Raw genomic sequence first — 25,868 nt, forward strand, 5'->3', positions numbered from 1 at the left:
GTTTACTTTTATACAGTTATTATAATTAGAAATTACTTTCTTAATTTTGTTCCTTTTTTCTTTAATCAAAATAATCTCTATTGTAAATCAAAATTATCTTATGTTTTTTTCAACCTGACTCTAGCAACTAAAAAACTATTTATTACTTTATTATCAATATCTAAAATTCATATCAGCAAAGAAAATAGATGAATTATCAAAAGCATTGGGATGATTTAGTCACTGCTAAGTAACATTATTTACCCAATTAAAAGTGAATATAAAGATAAAAATGAACCTTGTTAAAGTTTTCAGATTAATTAATCATAAATAACTGATAACTATCTATTATAGCGTCTGTTTGCCTTTAATTAATCAATATTCCAAATGATAAAAATGTGAGTAACAAAAATAAAAAGATACTTTTTAAAATAAATTTAATGAAATTTTGAAAAAAACATTGCCATAACTGACCTAAAAGCGTCAAAATTACCGCATTTTATCGTTATAAGATTAAAGTTTGCTATTTTGCGATATTTGTAACAAAAATTTTTAAGGAAAATACCATTCATGCAACAGAACACACAAAAAAAAATTCTTCGTACCATCTGCCCTGACGCAAAAGGGTTAATCGCTAAAATCACAAATATTTGTTATAAACATCAATTAAATATTATTCAAAATAATGAATTTGTTGATCACCATACGAACTGTTTTTTTATGCGCACTGAACTTGAAGGTATTTTTAACGATCATACATTATTAGCCGATCTCGAAGATGCTTTACCATTAGGCTCTAAACGAGAATTAAGTACCTCAAATCAACGGCGTATTGTGATTATGGTAACTAAAGAAGCGCACTGCTTAGGTGATCTATTAATGAAAAGCACCTATGGTGGCCTTGATGTTGAAATTGCTGCTGTAATTGGTAACCACGAGACACTCAGATCACTCGTTGAACAATTTAATATCCCTTTTCACTTCATTAGCCATGAAAATTTAATGCGCGAACAACATGATCATTTATTAAAACAACAAATTGACTTCTATGAGCCTGATTATGTCATCTTAGCAAAATATATGCGCGTACTCACACCTGATTTTGTTCAACATTACCCCAATAAAATTATTAATATCCATCACTCTTTTTTGCCAGCTTTTATCGGTGCAAAACCTTATCATCAAGCTTATCAACGTGGTGTCAAAATCATTGGTGCAACGGCTCATTTTGTCAATAATGATCTCGATGAAGGCCCTATTATCACCCAAAATGTGATTAATGTTGACCACAGTTACACTGCCGAGGATATGATGCGAGCAGGTAGAGACGTTGAGAAAAATGTCTTAAGTCACGCTTTATATTGGGTATTAGCACAACGGGTTTTTGTTCATGGCAACCGTACGATTATTCTCTAATTTACCCTTCTAGTTGAAAAAAACTGACTTATTTTTTAAAGGTAACTATTATATAAAGCACATAATATTACCTTTAAGCCATCATAATTATTCTATTAGATTTCATATTTCATAAAATAATTTATTTAATTATTTTTATGATAAATGATTTTTTACTATGTTTAAAAATCTGTTACTTTCATTACATTTAAATCTCACCTAAACAACAGATTAGTAGAATAGCACTGCTAATTAAACTCTTAAATATTAAGTGTTAAGTACTTATAATGGTTAAAATAAATATTCTGTCTATTTATTGTTGTAAACGCGTAGGTTGCAAAAGCTGCTGTTATTAACCGCAGGTTAACAATAATTTTGCTAATCAAATATTTTACCTAATAATTAATTTATTTTTTCAATTGCATCAATAAACCGATTCAAAATACTACCATGAGCCTTAGATTTATAAAAATAACAACTATTTGTCATACTAAGCTCATCTAACGGTAAAAAAATAATGTCAGGGGTTGATTGACAGCTTTCCGGTAATTTATCGGTTAAACCTATATAATCACCATTTTGTATTAATCCATCACAGAAGCCGCTGTTTTCCATCCACCTAATATTGATCCTATTTGCTCCTAGCGTCGCCTTTGATTCTATATCTCGAATAAATTGACTTTTGTATAAAACAGGATCACACAACCAAGGAAATTGATTCAATAATTTTAATAGATTATTTTCAGCATGTTCGTAAAGTTGTTTACGGCAACAAATACCAAGAGCTTCTTTTTGTAATTTTTTTAACAAAATAAAACGTTCACTTACAATTTTTTCTGAACTTAAAATTAAAATATTGCCATCATAATCTGAAATTTCATTTACTTTATCATAATCAAATTTTAAAACATTTATGGGTATTTTATTAATACCCGCTGTTTGATAAAGTTTTATCAAGTGATGATCTTTACCCCAATCATAATAAATATTAACTACATTACGAAACTCATTACTAACATATCTTTTAGTAATTTCTTTTTCCTGCAAATATAAATTTTTTAAATCATTATAAAGTTCTTGCCCCTCTTTCGTTAAAGTCATGCCGGATTTTTTTCTTTTAAACAATGTCTTACCTAATACGGCTTCAAAATCTTTAATTGATTTTGCTACAGGGGGCGCCGTGCGGTGCAATATTCTTGCCGCCTTGCATAATGAACCTTGTTCAACAACAGCCATAAAAGCTTCTAATTTTCTTGAGAAAAACATAATGATTACTCCACTTCAATCTTAAATATCAAATAGAAATATTTAAAACTTTATTTAATAATTTTTAGCTGACCCAGAAATTCAAAAGAATACCTTTTTACAGCTCTTTAAGATAAAAGCACTTAGGCTAGTAATTTAAAGAAAAATAATTAAACCTCAATAATTAATTTCATAAATTGATTTTTAGCAAACGACATCATTACATCTAACTATTATTTCCTCACAAAAAAACAAATTTTCATATAGTGCATTTTTAATTATAGTTTATTAATTTGAATAAAATTAATTATTTTTTTAATATTATATATTTTTTTTAAAATTATATAATTATCAATTACACGAGATAATTTAAATATAAAATATAAACCCTTAATAAATAAAAGAAAATGTTTTATACAATGGGTTACATTTATATATTCAATCTGATAAAATATTTACATAAATATATTTCAATTAGGTAACCGATTAGAATGAAATTTGTCTCATTTAACATTAATAGCCTAAGAGCTCGTATCCACCAACTTGAAGCCATCATAGAAAAACACCAACCTGATGTCATTGGCTTACAGGAGACCAAAGTTGATGATGGCGCATTCCCTTTAGAGCAAGTTAATCGATTAGGCTATCATATCTGCTATCATGGACAAAAAGCACATTATGGTGTCGCACTTTTTTGCAAACAAAAACCAATCACTATTCAAAAAGGCTTTCCTAGCGACGCTATTGATGCCCAGCGCCGTATTATTATGGCCGATATTGAGACAGAAAAAGGAGTAATTACCATAATAAACGGTTATTTTCCACAAGGAGAATGCCGTGATCATCCAACAAAATTTGCAGCAAAAGCAAAATTTTACCAAGACTTGCAACTTTATCTACAAAACAATCTTTCACCTCAATCCCATATTATTATTATGGGAGATATGAATATTAGCCCAACGGATCATGACATCGGCATAGGTGAAATTAATAGAAAACGTTGGTTAAGTGCAGGGAAATGCTCTTTTTTACCTGAAGAACGTGAATGGATGGATAAATTAAAATCCTGGGGATTGATCGATACTTATCGTCAAAAAAACCCAGAAATTTCTGATCAATTTTCTTGGTTTGATTACCGCTCAAAAGGTTTTGTTGATAACCGAGGTTTGCGAATTGATTTGATCCTTGCATCAAGTTCATTATTTGCCTGCTGTGCTGAAACAGGCATTGATTATGACATCAGGAGTATGGAAAAACCTTCAGATCATGCCCCTATTTGGGCAAAATTTAGGTTAAGTTAAGTTAAAATCAAATGATAGCACTATTATAAGTTATCATTTGATTTCATTTTTCGACGACTTTTCTTCTTTTCTGATAATTTTTTCTCTGTTTTATCTTCGATGAGCGATAAGTTACGGAATATAGTTAAATCGGTTTGTTGTTTTGCTTGTTCGATTAACATTTTCAGTGTCAGCGCCAGTGGTGACATAAAATCCTGATAACGAAACTGTTTTTCACTGATTTGGGTTAATCTAGACTCCCAGTGAGCTGTCATGTCCGGCAATACTGCCACCTGCGGTAAGATCTTAAATAAGGCAATTCCTGCTGGCGCAGCATGGATATAACGGCCTTTTTTAACTAAAAATTTTCGTTTAAACAATAAATCAATAATACCCGCTCGAGTTGCTTCTGTACCTAAACCATCCGTTGCTCTCAATACCTTTTTCAGCGCTTTATCTTGCACAAAACGGGCAATGCCGGTCATAGCTGACAACAAAGTGGCATCAGTAAAAGGTTTTGGTGGCTGGGTTTGCTTTTCTATTACCTCACCCTGTTGACAAAATAGTTCATCTTTTACCTTTACTTCTGGTAGTGGCATACCATCATTATCAGCATCCTGTTCCTTGGTACTCATTATTGCTCGCCAACCTGGTTTAACCAAAAAACGTGCTTTGGCGATAAATTTTCCACCAGCGATCTCCAGTTCAATAACTCGTTTATGGAATTTTGCGCTGGCCATAAACTGGATAATATATTGACTAGCAATCAAAGCATAAATCCTACTTTCGTTTTGGTTAAGCTGCACTGCTGTTGCTCGAGCGGTAGGAATAATTGCATGATGAGCATCAACTTTTTTATCATCCCAGCAACGATTTTGCTTATCTAACTCAGCCAACTCAAAATTTGTGAGGCTGGGTTGATGAATAGAGATAGCTTTTAATACCCCATAACGACTGGCAAAATGCTCTTGCGGTAAGTAACGACAATCGGAACGAGGATAAGTAATAACTTTATGTTTTTCATATAATTGTTGGCAGACATCAAGAACTTCCTTTGCACTTAAGCCATATTTTTTGGCCGCTTCAATTTGTAAAGCCGACAATGAATAAGGCAAGGGCGCAATTTCTAATTCTTGCTTATTTTGATATGCAACAACTAAGGCCGGATGATGAGTAATTCGTGCCGCCACATGCTCGGCTAAAGAGCGATGTATAAGACGCCCTTCTTCATCCTGGTAATCAATGCACGCTTCACTTGGTTGCCAGATAGCAGTAAAACGTTCTTCATTTGGCGTGATTATATGTGCTTTTACTTCAAAAAAATCTTTGGCAATAAAATGTTCAATATCTTCATCTCTTCTAACGACTAATCCTAATACTGGCGTTTGAACTCGGCCAACAGACAATACCCCTTGATAGCCTCCTCGTTGCCCAAGCAAAGTATAAGCCCGCGTCATATTTATGCCATACAGCCAATCTGCTCTAGCCCGAGCCAATGCAGATACACAAAGTGGAACAAAATCACGATTATTCCTTAACCGTTCAATGGCTTTAAGCACTGCTTGCGGATTGAGATCGCTAATTAAACAACGCTGAACAGCCTGTTTTTTATCATTAGGCAAAGCTAAAAAATCTAATACTTCATCCACCAGCAATTGTCCCTCGCGATCAGGATCGCCCGCATGCACAATTTCATCAGCCTGAGCCAATAGTGTTTTGATCGTATTAAGTTGCTTTATAACCGCAGCTCGAGGCTTTAATTGCCATTTTTCAGGAATGATCGGTAAATCAGTTAATGACCAACGTGCGAAACGGGGATCATAAACTTCAGGTTCAGCTTGTTCTAATAAATGACCAATACACCAAGTCACATATTGTGAATCACCACACACAATAAAGCCGTCTTGTCGTTTATGTGGCTTTGGTAAAACATCAGCAATTGCACGCGCTAAACTAGGTTTTTCTGCAATAAATAGACGGCGCATAGCTTATTCCACTACCTCAATCATTGCTCTGCCAGATTTAGGTTTCTCTAGTTGACCAATTGCACTAAAGGATAAATTATTTTGCCAAGCGATTTGTTTGACTTCAGTAATTGCCGTTGGTAAAACAGCCATTAATAATCCTCCTGATGTCTGCGGATCACATAAAACATTACGTTGTAACGGTGTTATCTGACCTAAAAAATGGCCATAACTCGCAAAATTACGTTGGGTTCCACCTGGTACACACCCTTGTTCAATATAACTTTCAATATGTGGTAACTTAGCTATTTGCGAAAAAGCCACCGTTGCCTGTAAATTAGCTGCCCGACAAATTTCCGTTAAATGGCCTAACAGGCCAAAACCTGTTACATCAGTCATGGCAGTAACACCCTCAATATTTGCCAACTCTGTGCCTGATTTATTTAATTGACACATAATCTTAGTAGCTAGCCCTTGATGTTCAGGTAATAATAACTTTTTCTTTTCTGCTGTTGTATGTATACCAATTCCTAACGGTTTAGTTAAAAATAATTGGCTACCGGCTAACGCAGTACTATTCTTTTTTACTTTAGCGGTATTAATAACACCTGTCACGGCAAGACCAAATATAGGCTCTGGCGCATCAATTGAATGACCTCCAGCAAGTGATATACCGACATCCTGACAAACCATACGCCCTCCTTCAATCACTTGCTGTGCGATCTCAGCTGGAATTTTATTAATGGGCCAACCTAAAATCGCAATCGCCAAAATGGGTTTGCCGCCCATCGCATAAATATCACTAATTGCATTAGTGGCAGCAATACGCCCAAAATCAATCGGCTTATCAACTATTGGCATAAAAAAATCCGTAGTACTGATAATCCCTATGCCATTGCCAAGATCATAAACAGCAGCGTCATCATTGGTCTCATTGCCGACCAGCAAATGAGGATCATTAAATTTTTTACGTTCACTATATAAAATGGTCTCCAATATATTTGGCGCAATTTTACAGCCACAACCTGCTCCGTGACTAAATTGAGTTAATTTGATTTCTGCTGGCATTTTTTTTCCTTTAATAATAACTCACAAAATTCTTCATATCTTGTGCAGATGCCTTCATAGGAAGGTTGAATTTTGGGGTTCCTAAATAGAGAAAGCCAACAATTTTATCATGTTCTTGGCAAGCTAAACCTGATCTAACAATTGGATCCGTCGTCCAAGAACCGGTTCGCCAAATGCCAGCAAACCCCTGAGCAACAGCGGCCATCTGCATAGCATGAACACAACAACCAGCAGTAACAACTTGCTCCCAGACAGGAATTTTTGTATCGACGACAATTTTGGCAATGACAGCAATAATTAAAGGGGCTCGCAAAGGCGCTTTTTTTGCTTTTTCTTCCACCGCTTTGCCCAAATTAGCGTTAATTGCAGCTTTTTCTAGTAACTGGCCAAATTTAACCAGCCCTTGATTTTTAATGACGACAAAATGCCAGGGTCGTAACCCACCATGATCAGGTGCTCGCATTCCGGCTGCTAAAATATTATCTAGTGATTGACCTTCAGGTGCTGGTGCAGTCAGATGGCTCATGGAACGACGGGTTAACAATAGCGTTAAAGCATCCATAGACTCCTCCTTGTTAATAGTAATTTTAATTGCAACTTTTTGAATAGTTACAAATAGGTTAGAAATGACGGTTTTATAAGTAAGTTTCCCAAAAATAGAATATTATCGTCAGCATTAGTATAGTAAGGTAACATTTTTAATCAGCTTGAATAGCAATAAAATAATATTTTAATTATTCTATGAGTCATGGCTGACAATTATCTTATGTCCTTTTAAGATAAATATGTTAATCATATAATTGGAGATCACATGCGAAACCCATGGAATTTAATCGCAGCCTTTTTTAAATTTAGTTGGCGATTACTTAATTTTATCAGACGATTTGTCACTAGTTTTATCTGTCTTTTTTTGATTTTTATCGCAGCAAGTAGTTATTTTGCCTATAAAAGTGAAAAAAAATCGACTAGCCAATATCATGGTGCACTGCTTATTGACCTACAAGGTGTGATTGTAGATCAAGTCTCAATCCCTAATCCCCTTAGCAAAATGAGCCGCGAACTATTAGGCTCATCAAGCAACCGCATGCAAGAAAACTCCTTATTTGATATTGTAAATACTATTCGCCGGGCAACTTATGACGATAAAATTACCGGTATCGTTTTACATTTGGATAATCTCATTGGTTCTGATCAGCCCTCCTTACAGTATATTGGTAAGGCGTTGACCGAGTTTAAACAGGCTGGAAAACCTATTTACGCCGTAGGTAATGGCTATAATCAATCACAATATTATTTAGCCAGTTTTGCCAATAATATCTATATGTCACAACAAGGTAATGTTGGAATTTACGGTTTTTCAACCAATAAACTGTATTATAAAACGCTATTGGATAACCTCAAAGTCAATAGCCATATTTTCCGTGTTGGCACCTATAAATCAGCGGTAGAGCCATTTATTCGCGACAATATGTCACCTGAAGCACGTGAAGCAGATAGAGTCTGGATCGGTTCACTATGGCAACATTATTTATCAACCCTTGCGCAAAACCGACAAACGACAGCAGAAAATATTTTTCCTGGGGCCGATAAATTGATTGAAGAAATGAAAAACGTCAATGGCGACAGTGCGCAATATGCCGTTAAACAAAAACTCGTTGATCATATTTTTACCGCTGCCGTTATGGAGAAAGAATTAAGCAAAAAATTTGGTTGGAATGATAAAGAGCAGCATTTTAATTACATTAGTATTTATGATTATGCCAATGAACAACCGCAACAAAGCCAACTGATGCAACAAAAGCAATCGGATGATCAACCTGGCAATATTGCTGTGATAATTGCCCAAGGCGCCATTATTGATGGACCGCAAGAGCCTGGCATGGTAGGCAGCGAAACAACCGTGGCGCAAATACGTAAAGCAAGACTTAATCCAGATATCAAAGCAATTGTTTTACGTGTTAATAGTCCTGGTGGTAGTGTTACTGCTTCAGAAGCGATCCGTAATGAACTGGTTGCTGCCCGTGATGCTAATAAACCTATTGTGGTCTCGATGGGGGGAATGGCAGCATCGGGTGGCTATTGGATTTCAACACCAGCCAATTATATTTTTGCCAGTCCGACAACCCTGACCGGCTCAATTGGTATTTTTGGTGTGATAAATACCTTTGAAAAGAGTTTAGATACAATTGGTGTTTATAATGATGGTGTCTCCACCACGCCATTAGCGGATATCTCAGCGACTAAAGGCATTAATAAACAATTTTCTGACATGATGCAAATCATTATTGAAAATGGCTATCATACCTTCTTAAAATATGTTGCTCAGGCGCGCCATAAGACTCCGGCAGAGATAGACAAAATTGCGCAAGGTCGGGTATGGGTAGGTTCAGACGCGCTACGAAATGGTCTGGTTGATAAACTGGGTGATTTTGACGATGCCGTAAATAAAGCGGCTGAATTAGCTAAAATTACTGCCCCTACACTTGATTGGATGCAGCCTGAACGTTCTTTTATTGATCAATTGATACTTGAATTAACATCAAGTGCTGAGGCAATGATGCCTGATACACTGAACTTACTACTACCACAAAAGACAGCTAGTGACCTTCAGCAACAAATCAAATTTTACCGCCATATGAATGATCCACAAAATCGCTATGCATTTTGTTTAAATTGTGGTGAGGTTTATTAGTAAATAGGTATCACATTGTCATAACACTAGCGCCCAGCATATGGGCGCTTTGTTTTATATTAATATTTAACATGCCACAGATTTTATTAACTAACTACTTTATAATTCTTTAAATTTATCTTTTTTTGCTTATTCATATTGTTAGGTACTGAGAATGGAAAAAAAATCCATCTATGTTGTTTACACAGGCGGCACCATTGGCATGTAGTATTCCACGCGTGGCTATGTGCCAGCTTCCGGCCATCTGCAAAAACAACTAACCAGCATGCCAGAATTTCACCGGGCTGAAATGCCACATTTCACCATCCGGGAACATAATCCTTTAATTGATTCTGCTAATATGACGCCACAAGATTGGCAGTGTATTGCTGATGATATCAGCGATAACTATAAAAACTATGATGGTTTTGTGATTCTACATGGTACCGATACCATGGCATTTACCGCCTCCGCACTCTCATTTATGTTTGACAATCTAGACAAGCCCATTATTGTGACAGGGTCACAAATACCACTGGAAGCGTTAAGATCTGATGGCCAAACCAATCTTCTCAATGCCTTGTACTTGGCGGCAAATTACCCTATCAATGAAGTGACGCTTTTTTTTAATAACAAATTATTTAGAGGTAACCGTACCGTCAAATCCCATGCTGATGGTTTTGATGCCTTTACTTCGCCTAATTGCCCTCCGTTAATTGACGCAGGTATTCATATCCGTTGTTTACAAAGCTGCCCGCTGCCAAAAAACAACGACGATTTCAGCAGCTATAAAATAACACCTCAACCTATTGGTGTTGTTACCATTTATCCTGGGATTTCAGTACAAAGTATCGAAAATATCTTATTGCAACCAACCAAGGCACTGATTCTCCGTTCGTATGGTGTCGGTAATGCGCCTTCGCAAACTGAGTTGTTAAAATGCCTTGAAAAAGCCTGTCAACACGATATTATCGTCGTTAATCTGACACAATGCCTGTCTGGGCGAGTTAACATGAATGGCTATGCAACCGGGCACGCATTAGCCAAAGTTGGTGTTATTAGTGGTTATGATATGACTTTTGAGGCAACACTTACCAAACTTCATTATTTACTCAGCCAATCTTTAACAACAAATGATATTCGTACACTGATGCAAAAAAATTTGCGCGGTGAACTGAGTTATAGTGACAATTACTAAGGATAATATGATGACACATAGCGCACTATTATTAGTCGATCTGCAAAATGACTTTTGTAATGGGGGCGCCCTCGCCATATCAGAAAGTGAAAGTGTTATCAATATAGCCAATGCAATTATCACCTACTGTCAGCAACAAGGAATTACTATTATCGCCAGCCAGGACTGGCATCCTGCTGATCATTTAAGTTTTGCTGTCAACTCAGGAACTAAGGTAGGTAGCGAGGGTAAACTTAATGGCTTACGCCAAATTTGGTGGCCAGTTCATTGTGTGCAACATCAGAAAGGAGCGGAATTTCATCCAGCACTCAATCAGTCAGCAATCCAAGCTATTTTTCAAAAAGGAGTCAATGCGACAATCGATAGTTATAGTGCTTTTTTTGATAATGATCATCAACATGCAACCCAGTTAGATGGTTGGTTAACAAAAAATCAAATCAAACATTTATATATTATGGGTTTAGCAACAGATTACTGCGTAAAATTTACCGTCCTTGATGCAATACAATTAGGTTATCAAGTAACGGTAATCCAAGATGGTTGTCGGGGCGTTAATCTTCATCCAGAAGACAGTCATAACGCATTACAAGAAATGGCATTAGCTGGCGCCAAACTAATAACATCTTCTGATTTACATGTTCAATCTTATGACTGTGCTAATGATTTTCGCTAGAAGTGACCAACTTATTAACATTTAATCAAACTCTGGTTATCTTTTTTCACTTTCAAATAAGCTCTTTAACTCATTTTTTGTTTTCAAAGTGATATTACCATCCGTACCTACCGTCATATGCTGTGCATTATGATTATGCTTAGCCTGCCAAAGCATAACCGCTTGCAGACTATTTTCTTTTTGCTCTGGGGTTAACGCAACACCATCTGGCCATTTACCCAACTCAACGGCGGTCAGCAATCGTTGATAAATATCAACTGTCATTAAATCAACCAGTTCATTAAGCTCCATCTTGTATCCCCTTTTTTGTTGTTGATTAACCTCTATTGCATCGAATAAGTGTTACTTAACCCTCAGTTACCTCACCAGATTGTTGATCAGTAAAACTTAATGCGACAGAATTAATGCAATAACGTTGCCCAGTCGGTTGTGGGCCATCGGCAAAAACATGGCCTAAATGTGCATTACAGGTACGGCAACGCACTTCAATTCTCTGCATGCCATGGGAAAAGTCATCAATATAATTGACAGCGTGATCGTTAATCGGTTGGTAAAAACTTGGCCAGCCACAACCCGTATCAAATTTTGTTTGCGATAGAAAAAGCGGCGCATGGCAACATAGACAGTAATAAATACCTTCTCGTTGATTATGTAATAATTTACCTGAAAAAGGCGGCTCTGTTCCGGCTTCTTGAGTGACATGATGTTGTATTTCATTAAGTTTTTTCGACTTAATGTGTTTTTGTTCTTTTTCTGTCATAAGAAAGCTTTCCTTATTTTCAAGTAAATGTAATTATATTTAGCTGATGAGTAAAAGTTAACTCTAAACTATCTCAATTATTTTTAGCCTAGCAAAATAGATTTTTGTGATCTGATTTGTGATATAATTCACATATATTATCAATATTCACTTTAAATCTCCCTGTCCAGAACGATAATAGTGAATCAAAACATTAACCTTAGGCTTGTTTATTAAACATACAAAAGGTGCTTTATATGTCAATTTTTAGGGTAATTGACACGATTCCGCTTGACGGATGGCAAGGTTTTGGTAACGTTAGAAACAATATTAAATTCTTTTAAATTAAAATATAGCTGGTGGAAATACTATGACTATCAAAGTAGGTATTAATGGTTTCGGTCGTATTGGCCGTATTGTTTTTCGTGCTGCCCAAGAGCGTAAAGATATCGAAATCGTGGCAATCAATGATTTATTAGATGCCAATTATATGGCCTATATGCTGAAATACGACTCAACACACGGCCGTTTCAATGGTACTGTCGAAGTTAAAGATGGTCACCTGGTGGTTAATGGTAAAACTATTCGCTGTACGGCAGAAAAAGACCCTGCTAACCTGAAATGGAACGAAGTTGGTGTTGATGTGGTTGCTGAAGCGACGGGTATTTTCTTAACTGATGAAACCGCACGCAAACATATTACAGCAGGGGCAAAAAAAGTCGTTTTAACCGGCCCCTCTAAAGATGAAACCCCAATGTTTGTTATGGGCGTTAATCATAACACCTATAATGGTCAGGATATTGTTTCTAATGCCTCTTGTACCACTAACTGTTTAGCTCCGTTAGCGAAAGTTATCAATGACAAATTTGGTATCATTGAAGGTCTGATGACCACCGTTCATGCAACAACTGCAACTCAAAAAACTGTTGACGGACCTTCAGCTAAGGATTGGCGTGGTGGCCGTGGTGCTTCACAAAATATCATTCCTTCGTCAACCGGTGCTGCTAAAGCTGTTGGTAAGGTCATTCCTGAACTAGATGGTAAATTAACCGGTATGGCGTTCCGTGTTCCAACACCGAATGTTTCAGTGGTCGACCTAACTGTTCGTTTAAATAAACCTGCTACTTATAAAGAAATTTGCCAGGCGATCCAACATGCCGCAAATGGTGAATTAAAAGGTATCCTTGGTTACACAGAAGATGACGTTGTTTCCACTGACTTTAATGGCGATAAATTAACATCTATTTTTGATGCCAAAGCGGGTATTGCCTTAAACGATAGTTTTGTAAAATTAGTCGCCTGGTACGATAATGAAACTGGTTATTCGAATAAAGTTTTAGATTTAATTGCGCATATTGCTAAATAAATAGCCTAATTACTCACTTCAAGCCGCCATCAATGGCGGCTTTTTTCATTCTGGCATATAATCCAACGGTATTTTTAAACTGACTAATTGGCAATCATAAAAAAGATAAAAGGTCGAAATTATGAATGACACGACACTGTTTAGCTTACCGGTAAGAGAAAAAATTTCGGCCTATATTACACTTCGCCAGCTCGATGAACTGACGGTCATTATTGTTTCTCATCCTAAAGTGAATGCTGCAGTCAGCCTTTAGGGAGCGCAACTACTTAGCTGGCAGCCTGATGGGGAAAAAGCCTGTATATGGTTGAGTAAAAATAGTCTATTTAAAAAAAATATTGCTATTCGCGGCGGAATTCCTATTTGCTGGCCATGGTTTGGTCTGGTCGCGCAACCCAGCCATGGTTTTGCTCGTTTACAAGAATGGCAGTTGACAGCACATAGTGAGCATACCGATTGTGTGATCCTTACGCTAACACTTACTGATAATGAAACGACAAGAAAGATATGGCCACATGAATTTACCTTAATAATGCGCTTTAAACTCGCTACCACCTGTGAAATTGAATTTGAATATTATGGTACTGAGCCTGCTACTGGTGCATTACATACTTATTTACAAGTCAGTGATATAAATAAAATATACATTAAAGGATTAGGTAAACATTATGTTGATAAAGTGGCTGATCGTGACGTTTACCCTGAAGAGATAAAAACTTATATAACCGCACGGACTGATCGTATTTATACCGAATCCGATGATTGTAATTTGGTGTATGATAAAAATTGGCAACGTATTTTAGAAATACATCATTACCATCATAGTGATGTAGTATGTTGGAATCCTGGTGCTGAACTATCCAGTGCAATAAAAGACATGACCAGCGATGGTTACAAAAAAATGCTATGTCTTGAAACTGCTCATATTAGCCAACCAATGCAACCAGAAGGTGAAAATCCTGCCCGGATGTCATTAATCTTAGGTGTGCGTAGTATTAAAATGCAAGACGTCATGCGATAACTTTGCGATTTTTATGTAAAAAATAATGATAACTATTGATAAATTTTATTAGCATTTTATACGAATTACTGCGATCTCAATCAACGCCCTCACTTTTGATGAGGGAATAAAAAAATACTGATTGTGCAGCGAGCAATGAGGTTAACGTGATTCAGACAAATTATTTATCATATTGTCTTTATCTTTCATCTCACGCCAAATATTACCACTCTCTTTGCCATAGCTACGAACCCTATCTAGCACCTGCTCACACTTTTCTTGTTCACATATTTTAGCTAAATCATGATAAAAATTATAAGCAAGTTGACGCGCTGTAGGATCAGAAAAAAAGTAGCGACCAACGCGGGTATATAGTCCTTTTAAACCATTTAGGATCAAGCCATAAATAGGATTACCAGAAACAAATGCCAGTCCACGAAAAATATTATAATCAACTCTACTAAATGCTTCAGAACAATCTTCTATATTTTCTCTTATTGATAATATCTCCAATGATTTTTGTTTATTTTTACGAAAGGCAGTTCGAATAAAAATAGCGGAAATATTGGTTCTGACCGATAATAAATCCTCAATCAATTTTGGTGCCCCACTATGATCTAAGCGAGCCACCGTTTCTAAAATATTAAGTCCTGAAGTTTCCCAAAAATTGTTTACTTTAGTTGGTTTTCCATGCTGAATAGTTAGCCAACCGTCTCTTGCCAGCCGCTGTAAAACTTCTCGTAATGTTGTTCTTGTAACACCGATCAGTTCTGATAGCTCACGTTCTGCAGGTAAAATAGAACCTGGGGGAAAATGATTATTCCAAATACTTTCAACTATATACTCTTCTGCAAAATTAGCGGGACTTTGCGCTCTAATAATCATATTTTTCTCTACCTAAAACAAATTTTTTGTCATTATAAAACGAGATAATATCAGAATGAAAAACTTTGAGGTAGCCAAGTTATTAAGAAATACTAATCTGATCATAAAGAGTTAATACAATTTGTCGTTAATTAGGAGATCGTTCTTTTAATTTCTAGCATTGAAAAAACGTAGTATGCTACGTTAGCCAATTTTACTTACCTACTAGTGAAGGAAAGCAAGTAATAATGAATATAAATACCAGACAAATTATGTTGAAAAATTTCCTGGGTAATTCCCCTGAATGGTACAAATTGACCATTATTTTCTTTTTGATAATCAATCCACTGTGCTTTTTTTTCGTTAACCCTTTTATTGCCGGTTGGTTACTAATTGCCGAATTTATTTTTACCCTTGCTATGGCGCTAAAATGCTACCCGCTACAGCCGGGTGGATTACTTGCTATTGAAGCGATAATCATTGGCATGACTTCACCGAAACAAGTTAGTCATGAAATCGCTAATAATATTGAAGTGATATTGCTGCTGATCTTTATGGTGGCAGGCATTTATTTCATGAAACAATTATTGTTATTTGCTTTCACAAAATTACTGCTGTCAATTCATTCTAAACGTATACTTTCCCTGGCTTTCTGCCTAGCAAGCGCTTTTCTTTCCGCTTTTTTAGACGCGTTAACGGTAATTGCTGTCGTGATCAGTGTAGCCGTTGGTTTTTATTCTATTTATCATAACTATGTATCCAGTCAGAAAGAACCTTTTCAGCCGGAAAATAACGCCGACACCAGGGAAAAAAACCAAATCCTTGAACAATTTCGCGCTTTTTTACGTAGCTTAATGATGCACGCCGGCATTGGAACTGCATTAGGTGGTGTAATGACAATGGTTGGTGAGCCACAAAATTTAATTATTGCTAAATATGTTGGATGGAATTTTAGTGCTTTTTTCTTACATATGATCCCAGTAACATTACCGGTATTTGTATGTGGCTTAATTATTTGCTATTGCGTCGAACATTTTAAATTATTCGGTTACGGAGCAGAATTACCAGAAAGCGTCCGCCATATTTTGCAAATGCACGATAAAAATGCCAGTAGAAAACGGGATCGACGGGAAAAACTGCAACTAATAACTCAAGCATTAGTTGGTGTTTGGTTAATTATTGCTTTAGCTTTCCATCTTGCAGAAGTTGGCTTAATTGGTTTATCTGTGATTATTTTAATTACCTCATTTTGTGGCATCACTGACGAACATACCATTGGCAAAGCATTTGAAGAAGCTTTACCCTTTACCGCCTTATTAACGGTATTTTTCTCAATTGTTGCAGTTATTATTGATCAACATCTTTTTACACCATTTATTCAATTTGTATTACAGTCATCTGAATCATCACAACTGTTTTTATTCTACTTATTCAATGGGTTACTTTCTGCTATTTCAGACAATGTTTTTGTTGGTACTGTCTATATAAATGAAGCAATGAGTGCTTTAAAAGAAGGGTTAATATCACGCCAACAATATGAATATCTGGCGGTTGCCATTAATACAGGAACTAACTTACCTTCAGTAGCAACACCAAACGGTCAAGCTGCTTTTCTGTTTTTATTGACTTCAGCACTTTCACCACTTATTCGCCTCTCATATGGCAGAATGGTTATTATGGCATTACCTTATACTATTGTGATGACATTAGTCGGTTTATTAGCAATAGAACTATGGTTGATCCCAGCAACTGAGTGGTTCGCTTCATTAGGCTTGATAAATATAGCTAAATAATTTTTATTAGAAATGCTATTATTTAATTGAAAATTATAGCATTTTATTTTCCTTTAAGACAAAAAGTTATCAGCTAAAGAAAAATTTCATTTTACATTTCAATTCATTATCCTATCTTATTAACAAATTTAAATTAGCTATTTTTTTTGGTCTAAACAAAATAAGATCATATGCTTCCCTAACTAACTTTTCGAAGAAATGGAATAGAATAAACATGTTTAAATTTTTTTACTCCTACTCTCAGACCAGAAAATCCTGGTTGTTACTGGCTATCAGCGCCTGTATGTTAGAAATTATTGCACTTTATTTTCAACACGGTATGGGACTTAGACCCTGTGTATTATGCATTTACGAACGGATTGCACTGTTCGCTATCTTGGCGGCTGGTTTAATCGCGGCCATCGCACCAAAAAGTACTCTTCGCTACGTGGCTCTCATTTTATGGTTATACAGCAGTTGGCAAGGATTGAAACTAACCTGGGAACATACCCGACTAAAATTTTACCCATCGCCTTTTGACTCGTGCGATTTTGCCGTTAACCTTCCATCATGGCTACCACTTAATCACTGGTTTCCAGCTGTTTTTGAAGCCTATGGTGACTGCATTCAAAAACAGTGGTCATTTTTAAATATAGAAATGTCTGTATGGTTATTAATTATTTTTATTGCTTATTTTTTGTTAGCAATAATTGTCCTGTTAAGCCAATTTTTAGGATTTAAAAAAAATAGTTATTAAGACAATTTTAGCTGGACTAATAATTTTCAGTCCAGCTTTCGCTATGACGATTTAATGAAAATATTACGGGGTTATTAGCTGGAAATAGTAAACCGCTAAATAAGTGTGAGATTGAATAGATTATTAACTGATACACCTTATAACGATTATCAATGAACACTACTTTTAGACAGCAAATTAATAACTAAAACCCCGGAAATAATTAACAAAATTCCTAAAATAGCTGGCCAATCTAATTTTTGCTGATAAAGAAACAACGCTGCCACTGACACCAGCACGATCCCTAAACCAGACCAAATAGCATAGGCAATGCCTAATGGCATCATTTTGACTACTTGTGATAAGCCAAAAAATGAAATGCTATAACCAACAACAACAATAATCGATGGCAACAAACGGGTAAAACCATCAGAAGCCTTTAATGATGTGGTTGCTATTACTTCAGCCACAATCGACATTAATAAATAAGCCAATCCGTTCATTTATACTCCTAAATATAAACTATATCATCACAATGGTAAGATAATCGAAACATTGATCGCCAGTCTTGGGGTAAAACTAAAATAATCAGCAAAAGTTTTCTTTTGCTTTAAACTAGCCTAAACTGGTCGCGTTTTCTTATCGCAGTGGATTTAAAAATCATTCTTTTGATAATAAAATCGATTACCTTTAATACATCAGTAATAAATATGAATCAACAAAAAGAACAGTATAACTTTAATAAACTACAAAAAAAGTTGCGTCGTAACGTTGGCCAGGCGATCGCTGATTTCAATATGATTGAAGAAAATGATCGGATTATGGTTTGCCTTTCTGGTGGCAAAGATAGTTACACATTATTATCAATATTACAAAATTTACAAAAAAGCGCGCCAGTAAATTTTACTCTGTTTGCCGTTAATCTTGACCAAAAGCAACCCGGTTTTCCGGCTGATATTTTGCCATCTTATCTCGATAAACTCGGGATTGAATACCAAATAGTTGAAGAAAATACTTATGGTATTGTGAAAGAAAAAATACCGGCAGGAAAAACGACCTGCTCACTATGCTCTCGCCTACGTCGCGGTATTTTATATCGCACTGCAAGCGAACTTGGCGCCACTAAAATCGCTTTAGGCCATCACCGTGATGATATTTTACAAACCGTATTTCTCAATATGTTTTATGGTGGCAAACTCAAAGGGATGCCACCAAAGTTAATGAGTGACAATGGTCAACATATTGTTATTCGACCCTTAGCCTATTGCCGGGAAAAAGATATTGCCAACTACGCAAAAATTAAAGCATTTCCAATTATTCCTTGCAATCTTTGTGGTTCTCAACCCAATTTACAACGGCAAGTCATCGGCAATATGTTAAGAGAGTGGGACAAACAGTACCCAGGGCGAATTGAAACAATGTTTCAAGCAATGCAAAATATTGTTCCTTCTCATTTATGCGACAGTAACCTATTCAACTTCAAACAACTTAACCATACCAGCAACATTGTTAATGGTGGCGATTTGGCATTTGATAACGAAACATTTTCCATAATCAACGCCCACCATTTTACCGAGCCAGATAGCCCTCACTCAAATCGAATTAATATCGTTGAAACAGAATAAAAAAAGCCGATGTATTAAACATCGGCTGATAGTGGTCAATTATTCTGTATAAGAACTCAATATGAGAAAAACTACAATTATGGAGCACAACGTTCATCGCTTAACGTTGCATTCACCTGCGAAATCAATTCTGCCTTAACTAAGTATAAAACTTCTTGATATAGCTCAATTTATTTTTACTAAACTAAACAACTGTAAATTTTATATTAGAAAATGTTTTATTTTATAACCACTTTCCCCTTTTTAACCACCAGATCACAAAAGTAATTAAACAGCTTAATAATAAACAAAAAATACTAAAGGCAAATTTAAACTCACTACCAGGTATACCATTGAGGTTGACCCCAAATAATCCGGTTAAAAAGGTTGATGGAAGAAAAACAATCGCTAACATTGACATAGTATAAATCCGTTTATTAGTTGCTTCTGATATCAACGCATTAATTTCATCGGTAATAACAGCGGTACGAGCAACAAAACCATCTAATTCATCAATGCATCGCCCAAGTCTTTCAGCATTTTCCTGCATGCGGTGGCGATCATCATCACTCATCCATTGAAATTTTTCGGTGGCTAAACGAGCAAATACATCCCGTTGAGTAGACATATAACGGCGCACGATAATAATCTGTTTTCTCAACAACGCTAATTTTCCCCGCTCCGGGATCTCTTCAGTTAATATTTTTTCTTCCATTTTAATTAAACGATCATGCAATATATCGGTAAAATCACTGACTTCATCGTTAATCGAATCAGCGACCTCGACTAACCATTCACCGCTCGTTTTTGCGCCAACATGATGAGTCAGATCGTCGATAACTGGCTCAAGGGATTTAACTTTACGGTGGCGACTGGAAACAATTATCTGATTATTAATATAAATACGAAAGGCAACCAACTGTTCAGGCCGGTCACCAATATTTTTATTAATCGTTTGTAAATTAATCAGTGTGCCATCACCGGTTCTTATTATACGCAACCGATTAATATTTCCAGTTAATCCATCTTTAATAGTTGAATTGAATAATGCAGAATGCTTTATCCATTGATAACTGGCTTTATTTCTATAATCATAGTGCAGCCAAAACGGCATCTGTGGTGTCGCTTCCGCATTAACATCAATCGTTATGAAGCCACCTTCACCATCTAATTGGTATGCATGCACAGGTTCAGAACCCTGTATTATTGAGCCATAAATAGCCACAACACCTATCCCCCTATTACGGTGAATTTTTGTTTTTTCCTTTTAAAAATAGTCGCATTTCTGTTTAATTAAAGCTTTCTTACTCAATTGTTATATGATTAATTTGCGACTAACATTTTATTTTTATGTCACTAAGCCTTTCTATTCGTCAAAATACATCATAAAAATTAATTAAAACAAAAATAAAATAAATTCAAATTAATTAATAATACTTTTAAATTCAAGATATTATAATTAAAAACAAATTAATTAAAAGTTGATTACAAATAAAAAATAATTAAAATAATTATAATAAAAACCATAAACTAGGGACAGTTATGAAAAAAACAGTTATTTTTACTTTAATGACCCATTTATTTTTTTCGCCAACAGGATTTGCAGCTTCGCCTCAATCGCAAACCTTTAGTCTAGGCTATTCTAATCTCTATTATCATGGTAATTCTGTTACCGGTTTAAATCTTAACTATGACTACCAAATAGATAACCATTGGGGGGTATTAACATCGATAAGCTGGAATAAAGGTGTTAATCATTGGTACAGCTACAATAATCTCCATCAACTGATCAAACATAAAGTTAATACTAATTACCTCAGCTTACAAGCCGGTCCCAGTTATCGTTTAAATGACTATTTAACTTTATATAGCACCATCGGTTTTGCCCGTTTTACCCTAAAAAACACCGAAAAGTTCGAGATTGAAAATATAGTTATTGATTCCATGAAACATACCACCGGCCTTAGCTGGGGAGCTGGAATAAAAATTCACCCAATCAAAATGCTTAGCCTCTATATAGGTTATGAAGGCGCCAATAGTCATAATGATCATACAAATCCCACATTTAATGGATTAAATATTGGTTTAGGTTATCGATTCTAGTGGTCTAATTTGCCATCTTAATCGCCTTATATGACGTCAGGGCATAAATTTCATCACGGCCCTGCATTAAACAGGCTAATTAAAGATTAACTTAATGTTTAATAACATATAGTGTATGGCTATAACTTACATTTTCTGGGTTATTGACTGGATAGCCCTTTAACCAAGATTTAATTAAGTAACCGCGACTGTAATAATAAATCGGTGCAATAGGCGCATGTGTTAACAACATTTTTTCTGCACGATTATAAAATCGATTGCGATTTTTACTACTCTTTTCCATCATCGCCGAGGCAATAATTTGGTCATAGTCACTGTTTTGGAATTTAGCCCAATTACCACGGTTAGAAGATGTCATGACATTTAAAAAACTCGAGGGCTCATTATATTCAGCAACTCTGGCTGCACCCAGCACATTAAAATGACCAGAATTACGACTCTCAGTGTAAGTTTTCCATTGTTGATTAATCAAGGTTATCTGAGCGCCTAACTTTCTTTTCCACATTGAGGCGATAGCTATAGCTACCTTTTTATTATTTTCTGAATTATTGTAGACAAGAGAAAGCCTTAACGGATTATGGCTACTAAATCCGGCTAAATGTAATAGAACTCTAGCTTGTTCGTCTAACTCTTTTTGTCCATAGCCATCATAACAACCTCTTTCCGGGGTAAAATCGGCGATGACATCGGGTATAAAGCGATAAGCGACTTTCTCTCCATCAGCTAATATTTTGTTGGTAATAACATCTCTATCAATTGATACAGTTAATGCTCTTCTCACTCGCCTATCATCAGTAGGGGGCTTTTGCGTATTAAAAACATAGTAATAAGTCGCCAACTGCCCAACCAGATAAAACTCATCCGGTATTTGCTGCAATAATTTGCTATCTAAATGTTCAGGCAAAAATTCAGTTTCGACAACATCACCGGCAAAATAACTTTGCCATGCGCGAGCACTTTGCTTAATCGGCACAAAAGTCACTTTAGTTAAAATTGTATTTTTATGATCCCAGTAGTATCGGTTAGGTTGTAAAACTATTTTTTCGCCGGCAATCCGCTCAGATAAGCGAAAAGCACCATTACCAACTAAGTTAGTCGGTGTCAGCCAATTTTGGCCATATCTGGCAATTATTTTTTGATTAACTGGAAAGAAACTAAAATGACTAGTTAAATTTAGAAAATAGGGTGCTGGCTGTTCCAAAGTCACTTTCAAAAGTATAATTATCAAGGGCTTCTACACCTAATTTTTCAATAGGTAATTCATTATTAATAATTTTTTGCGCATTTTTAATACCCGCCAAAGTGGCAAAATAAGCAAATGGTGAATGATTTATCGGATCAACTAAGCGACGCCAGCTATAAACAAAATCCTTGGCCGTGACAGGGTCACCATTTGACCACTTGGCATCTGGTCTTAAATAAAAAAACCAAATACGATTACCAGCATTTGTCCAACTATTGGCTACAGCTGGAATGGGACGGCCTGCTTCATTTTGATTAGTTAATCCTTCGAATAAATCACGTATTACATGTGCTTCGGCTAAACCAATCTCTCTAATAGGATCAAAAGAAGTTGGATCTGCATTAATTTGCCTAACTACCTCTTGTTTTTCAGCTAATGAGTCCCCTCTAGCCACTAATGCAGCTACTGCAGGTTTAGTATTCACGATACAATTAAAAAAGAATATTGCTAATGCTGTTTTATAGCGAAGCATATAGATTTCCATATTATATCCCGATGTTATTATAATTATAGAAAATAATTTGGTTAAAACAATTAGATATAACAAGTTGTTGTAACGATTTAGATAGGAAACTTAATTATTTTCATTTAGAATTGTTGAACTAAATGTTATTAAGCGAGGAAAGGATAAGATGTCAACTAGTACAAATTTCAAAGGGCAATCTGTTGCTATCAATGGTACTTTCTTGCAACCGGGTGATAAAGCTAAAGAATTTTCCCTTGTCGCTAACGATCTAGCAGAAAAATCTTTGTCAGATTATCAAGGCAAACGAAAAATTCTTAATATATTTCCTAGTATTGACACCGGTGTCTGCGCTACCTCTTTTCGTAAATTCAATCAGTTAGCCAGCCAACTAGAAAACAGTGTTGTATTGTGTATTTCTGCCGATCTTCCTTTTGCACAGAGCCGGTTTTGTGGCGCTGAGGGGCTAGATAATGTAGTTACATTATCAGTTTTCCGTGCGCCAGGCTTCAGTAAAGACTATGGTGTAGAAATGACTTCTGGGCCATTAAAAGGATTAACCGCTCGTGCTGTGGTTATTATCGATGAAAATGATAAAGTGATTTATAGTGAATTAGTTGATGAAATTAGCCATGAACCCAACTATGATGCAGCCCTCAATGCATTAAAATAATGATAATAATACTAAATGAAAATATTTTTTTATTAAACTAGTTGTGTCACTCTAATTCGATAGCGATAAAACTTATCGCTATCTCAATTCTGGTTAATCTATCACTCAGTTTCACTCTCTTTTTTATGACTTAATCCATACTCCCGCAACTTATTTGCAATTGCTGTATGCGATACATTCAGCCGTTTCGCTAATTTACGCGTACTAGGATAATCTTGATAAAGTCGAGCTAATATTGAAGCTTCAAAATGTTTTGTCAATTCATCTAACGTGCCATTTAATTGATCGGCGGAAAATAGAGAAATATCTTTTAGATCTGGCAAATTAATATCTTGCGGTGTTAATTCTCGTCCCGCCGACTGAATTAAAGCCTGATAGAGAACATTACGTAGCTGCCTTACGTTACCAGGCCAATGATAATTGGCAAGGTAAGGCGCTAATTTAGGTGAAAGTTTCGGTTTTTCAATGTGTTGCTCCAGTGAAAATTGCCTGACAAATTCTTCTGTAAGCGGCATTATATCCGCTTGTCGTTCACGCAGCGGGGGTAAGTTTACCGTTAACACATGCAGGCGGTAATAAAGATCTTGCCTTAAATGTCCCTTTTCAACTAATTCCAACAAATTTTTTTGGGTCGCACAGATCACTCTGACATCAACTTTAACTTCTTGCTCCTCACCTACCCGACGAAATGTATCATCGTTTAAGAAACGTAACAGTTTGATCTGCATTTGTGGCGACATTTCGCCAATTTCATCCAATAAAACAGTACCACCATTCGCTTGCTCAAAAAATCCCTTTTTGCCCTCAATGGCATTTGGATAAGCCCCTGCTGCGTAACCAAATAGTTCACTTTCTACCACATCTTCTGGCATCGATGCACAATTCAATCCTAAGAAAGGTTTATCACCTCTCATGCTCTGTAAGTGACATGCTTTAGCTAAAATATCTTTACCCGTTCCTGTTTCACCAACCAATAGCAACGGTTCATCAAGTAGGGCTATTTTTTTTAAATGCTCAACTAGCTGACTAATTTTGGGACTAACCGCAATGATCTGACTAAAACTATCTACTTTTCCCTTTTCATTTGCTTGATATTGCTGCTCTGCGGGCAAGGCCTTTAATAAAATAATAGCGCCTGTATTGTCAGTCGAATCCGTTATTTTATTATTGTTAATTGGCGTAACCTGGAGCAGATATTTATTACCTTTGATTAATAGTCGTTCCGAATAAGGTTGTAAATTATTTTGTTCCAGTAATTTTGCCAACCGCTGATGATTTATTAGCTGATTGAATTTTTTTTCTTTTAATTGGTTATTATGAATAGCAAACAATTTTAACATTGCAGAGTTAGCTAATTCGATATTAGCTTTGCTGTTAACTGAAAAAATAGGATCGGGAAAAGTATTTAATAAAGTCAATAATAATTTTTTTTCATGTTCAGAAGGCATAAAAGAGACCGTCTTAACATCTTTAACACCGCGAATACGCCGAATTTCAGTCATTAACTGTTGAAATGTCATGGTGTCGACTTGAGCAAATTTGAGATAAATATGACGATTTGGTGAAATTTCAATCCCTTCAAGGTCAATGTTTTGTAAAACAAGTAAATCAAGTAATTCACGTGTTAACCCCATTCGATCTTGGCAAATCACTTCTAATCGCATCACTGAAAACCTTATATCTATATAATTCACTATTCAATTAGTTAAGTATGCATTTTTATTTATTAAGCTGCCATAGAAAATGTTTTAACACATAAGCACTAACACAAGAAATTATAAACGAATAAGCATTAATCTAATTTTGCTCGTCACCATCTAATCAAAGTGGAGATA

Annotated in this window: 19 protein-coding genes and 4 pseudogenes; 12 read left to right on the forward strand and 11 right to left on the reverse strand. The window is 35.7% G+C overall.

Annotation, left to right across the window (positions count from 1 at the left end; all coding sequences use genetic code 11):
* The first annotated feature begins 549 nt into the window (after positions 1 to 549).
* Positions 550 to 1,395, forward strand: a complete 846-nt coding sequence (purU, locus tag H1X92_RS09645; RefSeq protein WP_180559939.1) for a formyltetrahydrofolate deformylase — start codon at positions 550 to 552, stop codon at positions 1,393 to 1,395.
* A 381-nt stretch (positions 1,396 to 1,776) separates the two neighbouring features.
* On the opposite strand, the gene H1X92_RS09650 is transcribed toward purU, so the two are convergent.
* Complete coding sequence (locus H1X92_RS09650) at positions 1,777 to 2,640, reverse strand: helix-turn-helix domain-containing protein (protein WP_180559940.1); 864 nt, start codon at positions 2,638 to 2,640, stop codon at positions 1,777 to 1,779.
* Between the two features lie 470 nt (positions 2,641 to 3,110).
* On the opposite strand from H1X92_RS09650, the gene xthA reads away from it, so the two are divergent.
* On the forward strand, positions 3,111 to 3,920 hold the full coding sequence (xthA, locus tag H1X92_RS09655) for an exodeoxyribonuclease III (RefSeq protein ID WP_180559941.1): 810 nt from the start codon (positions 3,111 to 3,113) through the stop codon (positions 3,918 to 3,920).
* Between the two features lie 23 nt (positions 3,921 to 3,943).
* Here the strand turns inward: xthA and H1X92_RS09660 are convergent, their stop codons facing one another.
* Genes H1X92_RS09660 through H1X92_RS09670 form a run of 3 tightly spaced genes read right to left on the reverse strand, consistent with a single transcriptional unit; the run spans position 3,944 to position 7,493 of the window.
* A complete protein-coding gene (locus tag H1X92_RS09660; protein ID WP_180559942.1) occupies positions 3,944 to 5,884 on the reverse strand; it encodes a DNA topoisomerase III in 1,941 nt (646 codons plus the stop codon).
* A 3-nt stretch (positions 5,885 to 5,887) separates the two neighbouring features.
* Positions 5,888 to 6,931, reverse strand: coding sequence for a selenide, water dikinase SelD (gene selD, locus H1X92_RS09665; protein WP_180559943.1), 1,044 nt, complete (start codon positions 6,929 to 6,931; stop codon positions 5,888 to 5,890).
* 10 nt (positions 6,932 to 6,941) lie between these two features.
* Entirely contained in the window at positions 6,942 to 7,493 is a 552-nt protein-coding gene (locus H1X92_RS09670; protein WP_180559944.1) for an NAD(P)H nitroreductase, read from the reverse strand.
* Positions 7,494 to 7,742: 249 nt separating this feature from the next.
* Here H1X92_RS09670 and sppA point away from each other — a divergent pair, with 249 nt between their 5' ends.
* The 3 genes and pseudogenes from sppA to pncA all read left to right on the forward strand — a co-directional run bounded on the left by sppA (position 7,743) and on the right by pncA (position 11,473).
* Complete coding sequence (gene sppA / locus H1X92_RS09675) at positions 7,743 to 9,623, forward strand: signal peptide peptidase SppA (RefSeq protein WP_180559945.1); 1,881 nt, start codon at positions 7,743 to 7,745, stop codon at positions 9,621 to 9,623.
* A 154-nt stretch (positions 9,624 to 9,777) separates the two neighbouring features.
* Positions 9,778 to 10,800, forward strand: a pseudogene (ansA, locus tag H1X92_RS09680) (asparaginase).
* Positions 10,801 to 10,810: 10 nt separating this feature from the next.
* The gene (gene pncA / locus H1X92_RS09685; protein ID WP_180560078.1) at positions 10,811 to 11,473 is read left to right on the forward strand and encodes a bifunctional nicotinamidase/pyrazinamidase; all 663 of its coding nucleotides are present in this window, start codon (positions 10,811 to 10,813) and stop codon (positions 11,471 to 11,473) included.
* 36 nt (positions 11,474 to 11,509) lie between these two features.
* On the opposite strand, the gene H1X92_RS09690 is transcribed toward pncA, so the two are convergent.
* Both H1X92_RS09690 and msrB read right to left on the reverse strand, forming a co-directional pair.
* Entirely contained in the window at positions 11,510 to 11,764 is a 255-nt protein-coding gene (locus tag H1X92_RS09690) for a YeaC family protein (protein WP_180559946.1), read from the reverse strand.
* Positions 11,765 to 11,819: 55 nt separating this feature from the next.
* Positions 11,820 to 12,233 (reverse strand): peptide-methionine (R)-S-oxide reductase MsrB, encoded by a 414-nt coding sequence (gene msrB / locus H1X92_RS09695; RefSeq protein WP_180559947.1) that lies wholly within the window; start codon positions 12,231 to 12,233, stop codon positions 11,820 to 11,822.
* A gap of 349 nt (positions 12,234 to 12,582) precedes the next feature.
* On the opposite strand from msrB, the gene gapA reads away from it, so the two are divergent.
* Together gapA and H1X92_RS09705 are read left to right on the forward strand one after the other, a co-directional pair.
* Positions 12,583 to 13,578: a glyceraldehyde-3-phosphate dehydrogenase gene (gene gapA / locus H1X92_RS09700; protein ID WP_180559948.1), complete on the forward strand. Its 996-nt coding sequence runs from the start codon at positions 12,583 to 12,585 to the stop codon at positions 13,576 to 13,578.
* 121 nt (positions 13,579 to 13,699) lie between these two features.
* Positions 13,700 to 14,596 (forward strand): annotated as a pseudogene (locus tag H1X92_RS09705) (D-hexose-6-phosphate mutarotase).
* Positions 14,597 to 14,737: 141 nt separating this feature from the next.
* On the opposite strand, the gene fadR reads toward H1X92_RS09705, so the two are convergent.
* Entirely contained in the window at positions 14,738 to 15,460 is a 723-nt protein-coding gene (fadR, locus tag H1X92_RS09710; protein WP_180559949.1) for a fatty acid metabolism transcriptional regulator FadR, read from the reverse strand.
* Positions 15,461 to 15,687: 227 nt separating this feature from the next.
* Here fadR and nhaB point away from each other — a divergent pair, with 227 nt between their 5' ends.
* Positions 15,688 to 17,232 carry a sodium/proton antiporter NhaB gene (gene nhaB, locus H1X92_RS09715; protein ID WP_180559950.1) on the forward strand — a complete coding sequence of 515 codons (1,545 nt, stop codon included), beginning with the start codon at positions 15,688 to 15,690 and terminating at the stop codon, positions 17,230 to 17,232.
* Positions 17,233 to 17,446: 214 nt separating this feature from the next.
* Positions 17,447 to 17,968: a disulfide bond formation protein DsbB gene (dsbB, locus tag H1X92_RS09720; RefSeq protein WP_180559951.1), complete on the forward strand. Its 522-nt coding sequence runs from the start codon at positions 17,447 to 17,449 to the stop codon at positions 17,966 to 17,968.
* 149 nt (positions 17,969 to 18,117) lie between these two features.
* Here dsbB and H1X92_RS09725 read toward each other — a convergent pair whose 3' ends face one another.
* Positions 18,118 to 18,450, reverse strand: coding sequence for a DMT family transporter (locus H1X92_RS09725; RefSeq protein WP_180559952.1), 333 nt, complete (start codon positions 18,448 to 18,450; stop codon positions 18,118 to 18,120).
* Positions 18,451 to 18,651: 201 nt separating this feature from the next.
* Between H1X92_RS09725 and ttcA the strand changes: the two are divergent.
* A pseudogene (gene ttcA, locus H1X92_RS09730) lies at positions 18,652 to 19,489 on the forward strand (tRNA 2-thiocytidine(32) synthetase TtcA); the annotation flags it as partial.
* 306 nt (positions 19,490 to 19,795) lie between these two features.
* On the opposite strand, the gene zntB reads toward ttcA, so the two are convergent.
* Positions 19,796 to 20,776 carry a zinc transporter ZntB gene (gene zntB / locus H1X92_RS09735; protein WP_370520684.1) on the reverse strand — a complete coding sequence of 327 codons (981 nt, stop codon included), beginning with the start codon at positions 20,774 to 20,776 and terminating at the stop codon, positions 19,796 to 19,798.
* 317 nt (positions 20,777 to 21,093) lie between these two features.
* Here zntB and H1X92_RS09740 point away from each other — a divergent pair, with 317 nt between their 5' ends.
* Entirely contained in the window at positions 21,094 to 21,654 is a 561-nt protein-coding gene (locus H1X92_RS09740; protein WP_180559953.1) for an Ail/Lom family outer membrane beta-barrel protein, read from the forward strand.
* Positions 21,655 to 21,745: 91 nt separating this feature from the next.
* Here the strand turns inward: H1X92_RS09740 and H1X92_RS09745 are convergent.
* Positions 21,746 to 23,369: pseudogene (locus H1X92_RS09745) on the reverse strand (peptide ABC transporter substrate-binding protein).
* Between the two features lie 160 nt (positions 23,370 to 23,529).
* Here H1X92_RS09745 and tpx point away from each other — a divergent pair.
* Positions 23,530 to 24,033 carry a thiol peroxidase gene (gene tpx, locus H1X92_RS09750; RefSeq protein WP_180559954.1) on the forward strand — a complete coding sequence of 168 codons (504 nt, stop codon included), beginning with the start codon at positions 23,530 to 23,532 and terminating at the stop codon, positions 24,031 to 24,033.
* Between the two features lie 101 nt (positions 24,034 to 24,134).
* Here the strand turns inward: tpx and tyrR are convergent, their stop codons facing one another.
* Complete coding sequence (tyrR, locus tag H1X92_RS09755; protein WP_180559955.1) at positions 24,135 to 25,697, reverse strand: transcriptional regulator TyrR; 1,563 nt, start codon at positions 25,695 to 25,697, stop codon at positions 24,135 to 24,137.
* Between the last annotated feature and the right edge of the window lie 171 nt (positions 25,698 to 25,868).

Source organism: Arsenophonus endosymbiont of Apis mellifera, from assembly GCF_903968575.1.
Lineage (GTDB): Bacteria > Pseudomonadota > Gammaproteobacteria > Enterobacterales > Enterobacteriaceae > Arsenophonus > Arsenophonus apicola.

Coding starts and splice junctions, on each gene's coding strand:
- purU (WP_180559939.1), top strand. CDS start 550: ATGCAACAGAACACACAAAAAAAAATTCTTCGTACCATCTGCCCTGAC.
- H1X92_RS09650 (WP_180559940.1), bottom strand. CDS start 2,640: ATGTTTTTCTCAAGAAAATTAGAAGCTTTTATGGCTGTTGTTGAACAA.
- xthA (WP_180559941.1), top strand. CDS start 3,111: ATGAAATTTGTCTCATTTAACATTAATAGCCTAAGAGCTCGTATCCAC.
- H1X92_RS09660 (WP_180559942.1), bottom strand. CDS start 5,884: ATGCGCCGTCTATTTATTGCAGAAAAACCTAGTTTAGCGCGTGCAATT.
- selD (WP_180559943.1), bottom strand. CDS start 6,931: ATGCCAGCAGAAATCAAATTAACTCAATTTAGTCACGGAGCAGGTTGT.
- H1X92_RS09670 (WP_180559944.1), bottom strand. CDS start 7,493: ATGGATGCTTTAACGCTATTGTTAACCCGTCGTTCCATGAGCCATCTG.
- sppA (WP_180559945.1), top strand. CDS start 7,743: ATGCGAAACCCATGGAATTTAATCGCAGCCTTTTTTAAATTTAGTTGG.
- pncA (WP_180560078.1), top strand. CDS start 10,811: ATGACACATAGCGCACTATTATTAGTCGATCTGCAAAATGACTTTTGT.
- H1X92_RS09690 (WP_180559946.1), bottom strand. CDS start 11,764: ATGGAGCTTAATGAACTGGTTGATTTAATGACAGTTGATATTTATCAA.
- msrB (WP_180559947.1), bottom strand. CDS start 12,233: ATGACAGAAAAAGAACAAAAACACATTAAGTCGAAAAAACTTAATGAA.
- gapA (WP_180559948.1), top strand. CDS start 12,583: ATGACTATCAAAGTAGGTATTAATGGTTTCGGTCGTATTGGCCGTATT.
- fadR (WP_180559949.1), bottom strand. CDS start 15,460: ATGATTATTAGAGCGCAAAGTCCCGCTAATTTTGCAGAAGAGTATATA.
- nhaB (WP_180559950.1), top strand. CDS start 15,688: ATGAATATAAATACCAGACAAATTATGTTGAAAAATTTCCTGGGTAAT.
- dsbB (WP_180559951.1), top strand. CDS start 17,447: ATGTTTAAATTTTTTTACTCCTACTCTCAGACCAGAAAATCCTGGTTG.
- H1X92_RS09725 (WP_180559952.1), bottom strand. CDS start 18,450: ATGAACGGATTGGCTTATTTATTAATGTCGATTGTGGCTGAAGTAATA.
- H1X92_RS09740 (WP_180559953.1), top strand. CDS start 21,094: ATGAAAAAAACAGTTATTTTTACTTTAATGACCCATTTATTTTTTTCG.
- tpx (WP_180559954.1), top strand. CDS start 23,530: ATGTCAACTAGTACAAATTTCAAAGGGCAATCTGTTGCTATCAATGGT.
- tyrR (WP_180559955.1), bottom strand. CDS start 25,697: ATGCGATTAGAAGTGATTTGCCAAGATCGAATGGGGTTAACACGTGAA.